Annotated in this window: 8 protein-coding genes; 4 read left to right on the top strand and 4 right to left on the bottom strand. The window is 38.1% G+C overall.

Annotated features, from left to right (window positions below):
- From Q0X89_RS00210 to Q0X89_RS00225, 4 genes are all read left to right on the top strand, one after another.
- Positions 1 to 346, top strand: a 346-nt coding sequence (locus Q0X89_RS00210; RefSeq protein WP_297690593.1) for a DUF2807 domain-containing protein, incomplete at its 5' end; no start/stop codon positions are given.
- A 126-nt stretch (positions 347 to 472) separates the two neighbouring features.
- On the top strand, positions 473 to 1,486 hold the full coding sequence (locus Q0X89_RS00215; RefSeq protein WP_297690594.1) for a dipeptide epimerase: 1,014 nt from the start codon (positions 473 to 475) through the stop codon (positions 1,484 to 1,486).
- On the top strand, positions 1,483 to 2,544 hold the full coding sequence (locus Q0X89_RS00220) for a pyridoxal phosphate-dependent aminotransferase family protein (RefSeq protein ID WP_297690595.1): 1,062 nt from the start codon (positions 1,483 to 1,485) through the stop codon (positions 2,542 to 2,544). Before Q0X89_RS00215 ends, Q0X89_RS00220 begins: the two co-directional genes overlap by 4 nt.
- A gap of 107 nt (positions 2,545 to 2,651) precedes the next feature.
- Positions 2,652 to 3,122, top strand: coding sequence for a hypothetical protein (locus tag Q0X89_RS00225; protein ID WP_297690596.1), 471 nt, complete (start codon positions 2,652 to 2,654; stop codon positions 3,120 to 3,122).
- 72 nt (positions 3,123 to 3,194) lie between these two features.
- On the opposite strand, the gene trxB is transcribed toward Q0X89_RS00225, so the two are convergent.
- From trxB to Q0X89_RS00245, 4 genes are all read right to left on the bottom strand, one after another.
- Positions 3,195 to 4,160, bottom strand: coding sequence for a thioredoxin-disulfide reductase (gene trxB / locus Q0X89_RS00230; protein ID WP_297690597.1), 966 nt, complete (start codon positions 4,158 to 4,160; stop codon positions 3,195 to 3,197).
- A gap of 217 nt (positions 4,161 to 4,377) precedes the next feature.
- Complete coding sequence (locus tag Q0X89_RS00235) at positions 4,378 to 4,563, bottom strand: DUF2892 domain-containing protein (RefSeq protein ID WP_297690598.1); 186 nt, start codon at positions 4,561 to 4,563, stop codon at positions 4,378 to 4,380.
- A 12-nt stretch (positions 4,564 to 4,575) separates the two neighbouring features.
- Entirely contained in the window at positions 4,576 to 4,719 is a 144-nt protein-coding gene (locus Q0X89_RS00240) for a hypothetical protein (protein ID WP_297690599.1), read from the bottom strand.
- The coding region (locus tag Q0X89_RS00245) for an efflux RND transporter permease subunit (protein WP_297690600.1) at positions 4,716 to 5,590 on the bottom strand (875 nt) is incomplete at its 5' end. The genes Q0X89_RS00245 and Q0X89_RS00240, both read right to left, overlap by 4 nt.

Below are 5,590 nucleotides of genomic sequence, written 5' to 3' on the forward strand. Positions count from 1 at the left end.
TGTCATTGAATCTGACAAAATATCTTTGAATGCCAGCAGTGGATCGGATCTGCAAGTAGAATTAAGTGCTGATGAGGTTGATGCCAATACAAGCAGTGGTGCAGATATCAGAGTATCTGGCGAAGCTAATATGCTATATGCCAATGCCAGCAGTGGTTCGGACATTAAGGCGCGTGACTTTATAGTACAAACCTGCCATGCCGATGCAAGCAGCGGAGCCGATATTTCTGTAAATGTATCCAAAAGTCTGGTTGCTGATGCCAGCAGCGGAGCGGATATTTCCTATACTGGTGAAGCCACAGTTCAAATGAAGAAATCTGTTTCCGGAAGCGTTCATAAAAACTAAGACGAGCCAGACAATATATAACAACATACTTTTTCCTAAACATTGATATTTTGACCCCGGTATTCTTACCGGGGTTTTTTTCGTCATATATGGGTTTTATCTATATTCGTATTAAACAATTTATGAATGGATCTGAATCTTAAAAAGTACACTTTAAGCTTACAACATACTTTTAGTATTTCAAGAGAATCGTATGATTCACAAGATACTTTAATAGTTTCTCTATCTTCCGATAACTATACCGGTTATGGTGAGGCAACTTCAAATCCGTATTATAATATTAGCTGTGAAAGCATGATCTCTGAAATAGAGGGTGTTCGCCGGGAAATAGAGACCTACAATTTTAATACTCCAGAAGATTTTTACTCTGTTATTGCTTCAAAGGGATTGAGCAACTTTGCGCTATGTGCTCTGGATCTTGCCGCCCATGATCTTTATGGCAAAATCGTAGGGAAACCATTGTATAAGATTTGGGGTACTTCGATTGAAAATTATCCAATTACCAATTATACAATTGGCCTCGATACCATAGACAATATGGTCGCCAAAATGAAAGAAAAACCGTGGCCTATTTACAAAATTAAGTTAGGAACAGACAATGATGTCGCCATTATTAAAGAGTTGCGCAAACATACGACAGCAATTTTCAGGATTGATGCTAATTGTGCCTGGACCGCGACAGAGACCATTAATAATGCACCTTTGCTTAAAGAATTGGGTGTTGAATTTTTAGAACAACCTCTAAAGGCCGATGATTGGGAGGGTATGGAGAAAGTAATTCACCAAAGTGTTCTTCCTGTAATTGCAGACGAAAGTTGTATAGAAGAAAGTGATGTAGAAAAATGCTGGCTCCATTTTAATGGAATAAATATAAAACTAACTAAATGTGGGGGTCTGACACCTGCTTTACGAATGATTGATAAGGCGAGGGAATTAGATTTAAAAGTTATGGTGGGTTGTATGACGGAATCTACTGTGGGGATTTCTGCCATCGCACAGCTATTGCCAAAATTAGATTATGTAGATATGGATGGGGCAATGCTATTATCTGAGGATATTGCAAAAGGTGTTACAATTAAAGAAAACGGCCATGTCGTTTTTCCTGCAATAAATGGAAGTGGAATAGAATTATTAATATGACCTCTAAAATTGATTCTTTTCCGGGACGTGAAATTGTAATCAAGGGAAAGAAATTTCTCTATTTTGGTGGCACGGCCTATTTTGGAACACAAACTGATAGGGAATTCCAGAATATTTTTATCACAAACATCAAAAAGTATGGCACAGGATATGGTGCTTCCAGAAAATCCAATGTTCAGCTGTCTATTTATAGAGAAGCAGAAAATTACCTTTCTAATTGGGTGGGTTGTGAAGACTGTGCAACCCTGTCTTCCGGATATCTCGCGGGCCAGTTGATTTGTAATTTATTCAGCTCTAAGCAATACAGGTTATTTTACACCCCAAACAGTCACTCTGCCTTATACCAAACTAACATTAAACCATATATCACCTATTCAGCTTTGAATATAGCATTAAGGGACCATTTGGCATCAAATACAGACGTAATACCGGTCATTCTTTTGGACTCCATAGATTTCTCGGGCTATAATTACCCGCAGTTTCAAGGTTTAACTTCACTCCCTTTGGATAAATGCATTCTTGTGGCAGATGATTCGCACGGGATAGGGCAAATAGGCCCCGAAAATAGCGGTGTCTTTCAAATCCTCGCCAGGTTAAAACCATTAGATCTATTAATTTGCTGCTCTTTGGGTAAGGCGTTGGGTATTGATGCAGGAGCAATCTTTGGCACCAGCACAAGGATAAAAGAAGTATTAAAAACTGATTTTTATGCCGGAGCCTCACCCGCATCGCCGGCAAGTATGGCTACATTAATTCAGGCTGAAGAAATTTATAAATCCAAAAAAGGGATTTTGGATTTTAATATGGTGCTTTTCTTAAATGAATTAAATGATCAAAAGAAGTTCACCTATATAGAAGGTTTTCCGGTATTTGGTTATTCCGATCCTGAGCTGACAAAATTTCTATTGAACAACAGTATCATTGTAACTGATTTCAACTACCCCTCAGAAGACGCGAGCTTAAAAAGCAGGATTGTACTGACAGCCTCACATGCTGAGGAAGACATTAAAAAACTTACCTCACTTATTAATTCTTTTTATGATAAAGAATTAAACTAGTAGCAACCCATTGACAATTCAGAATTTGTTCCCGGATATTCTGTTAGTTTCGCAAAAAAATTGTAACTTTTAAGATATATTTAAGAATCATATTAAAATACACTAACATGAAGAAATTACTGGGATTGGTTTTGGTGATGGTGCTGCTAATCAGTGCCGCAGCGCTAACATCTTTGAAACCTAACACGATGCATACAATTGAAGGCACTTGGGAGCTACAAAGCTTTTATAACTATGATGGTGAAAACATTATTGATACTGTACCTCTTGCTAAAGGTTACAGACAAGTTAAAATGTTTTACGACGGCAAGGTCATGTGGTCTCGTACTACTTCCAGCGATACTAAAGACGCAGATGGTAATGACGTTGTTGGAAGGTTTGGCTATGGAACCTATAAATTAACAGAGGGTCAATTAATGGAAACCATAGAATATGGTGATAAAGGTATGATGAGAGATTTGGAGGCTTTAAGAAAATTTACTTTTGAATTAGAATTGAAGGATAATACCTATAGCCAGATATCAACTGATGCAGAAGGCAACAGGACTTTCTCAGAAAATTACAAAAGAGCGGATTAGTATCCGGGATACTATAAAATGAAAAGACCGCCATTCCTGACGGTCTTTTTTTTATTATTAATGTCTTCTAATTCAGGATACTTCCTGAGGTGTTTCTATGGTTGCCAGATAGCGTTCAGCATCTAAGGCCGCCATACAACCGGTTCCTGCTGCCGTTACGGCTTGTCTGTATTCCTTATCCTGAACATCACCACTTGCAAAAACTCCCGGTTTACTTGTTTTGGTGGATTTACCAGGTGTTATTAGATAACCCGTTTCATCCATCTCTAGCTGTCCTTTAAATATTTCTGTATTTGGTTTATGCCCTATGGCAACAAAGAATCCCGTTATTGGAATCTCTTCTTTTTCTCCGGTTTTATTGTTCACTATTCGTAACCCTTCAACGACCTGATCTCCTAATATTTCGTCTACTTCTGAATTGTACCGAAGATCAATGTTATCCAGGCTGTTAACCCTATGTTGCATGGCTTTGGAGGCTCTCATATAATCCTTACGAACCAACATGGTTACTTTGTTGCAAATATTTGCAAGATAAGATGCCTCTTCCGCTGCTGTATCTCCACCTCCTACTATTGCGACATCCTGTCCTTTATAAAAGAACCCGTCGCATACGGCACAGGCCGAAACACCTCCCCCGCGCAGACGCTGTTCACTGGGAATATTTAGATATTTTGCAGTTGCACCCGTGGAAATAATAACAGTTTCTGCCTCAATAACTTTAGAATCATCTATAGTTACTTTGTGAATGCCTCCAACTTCATTGCTGAATTCAACTGCTGTAGCCATTCCTATGCGCACTTCTGTTCCAAAACGTTCTGCCTGTTGCTGCAACTGAACCATCATTGTTGGTCCGTCTATTCCTTCGGGATAACCCGGAAAATTATCGACCTCCGTGGTGGTGGTTAATTGCCCCCCGGGTTCCATTCCGGTATACATAACTGGTTTTAAATCTGCTCTGGCAGCATAAATTGCAGCGGTATAACCAGCAGGGCCTGAACCTAGTATGAGTGTTTTAACACGTTCATTTTTTTCTGACATAATCAAATATATAACTGTAATTAGTATGCCATAAAAGTAGGATTTTCAGGATAAACCTTACTTTAAAAGTTGTAAAAAGTTATTATAATTCAATAAATTAAGCAAACCCTGCTTTTTGATGAGAATCAAATCAATAATTGCATAATAACCGAAGTTTTTACAACTTTGAAAAGAGCGGTAATTTACCTATTGCAATATGAATCTGGAAAGAATACGATCAATCCTTTACACCAAATTTGGTTAAGATATCCTCCATTAAACACCATTTCGTAAATGATGACTGCAGTAGGTTAAAGCCAACGAAGGCCGTAAACCAAAGCCAATTAATATTTACGTAAATGGCAAGCACCAGGCTTAGTAGAATAAAGATTCCGGCAACAGCCCTGACAATCCGGTTTTTCATAATAATTATCTTTTAAATTGATCTTTCTATAGGAACTACAATCGCCTTAATGGGGTTGTTTTCTGAACCGCTAAAATTTTCAATTTTGGCTTTCTTAAAAAGTTCCAGAATGGCCTCTTCGAATTGTTCGACTACGGTGACAATAAGTAGTTTCATATTTTGTGATTTTTACGTTCTATTAAATAATATACCAGTGGCACCACCAACAAGGTCAATATTGTTGAAGCAATGGTCCCTCCCATAAGTGAAATAGCTAAGCCCTGGAAAATGGGATCAAAAAGAATAACAAAAGCACCAATAACAACCGTTCCGGCAGTTAAAAGAATAGGTGTTGTTCTTACAGCCCCGGCTTCAATAACCGCTTGTTTTAATGGAGCGCCTTCTCCAACGCGCAGATTTATAAAATCAATAAGCAATACTGAATTCCTTACCATTATACCGGCCAATGCAATCATCCCAATAAAAGAAGTAGCTGTAAAGAAGGCATCTAGCAACCAATGACCTAAAACAATCCCTACCAGGGATAAAGGTATGGCCACCATCATAACAATAGGCGCTTTGAAATTCTGGAACCAGCCCACAATCAAAATATAGATAATGACTATTACCCCAAGAAAAGCAATTCCTAAATCCCGGAAAACCTCCAGGGTTATCTGCCACTCTCCATCCCATTTTATGGTGTAATCATCTTCAAAATCGGGCTGTTTAATGTAAAGTTCTTCAAGTCCGTATCCTTTTGGAATATCAATTTCATTTAATTTATCTGTCATTCCAAGGATGGCATATACCGGGCTCTCCAGTTCACCTGCCATATCGCCAGTTACATAGACTACTCTTTTTTGGTTCTTTCTATAAATACTTTTGGCGCTTATGCTTTTATCAATTTCTGTTAAATCTCCAATGGTATTCATTGTTCCCATACTGGATTTAACTTTGAGTTGAGAAATATCAGCTATAGTTGATTTTTCTTTTTCATCCAAAGCGAGTACCAGACCTATCTGATTAGAGGCATCTTCGTCATATAAAT

The sequence above is a fragment of the uncultured Eudoraea sp. genome (assembly GCF_947258525.1).
In the GTDB taxonomy this organism is placed as follows: domain Bacteria; phylum Bacteroidota; class Bacteroidia; order Flavobacteriales; family Flavobacteriaceae; genus Eudoraea.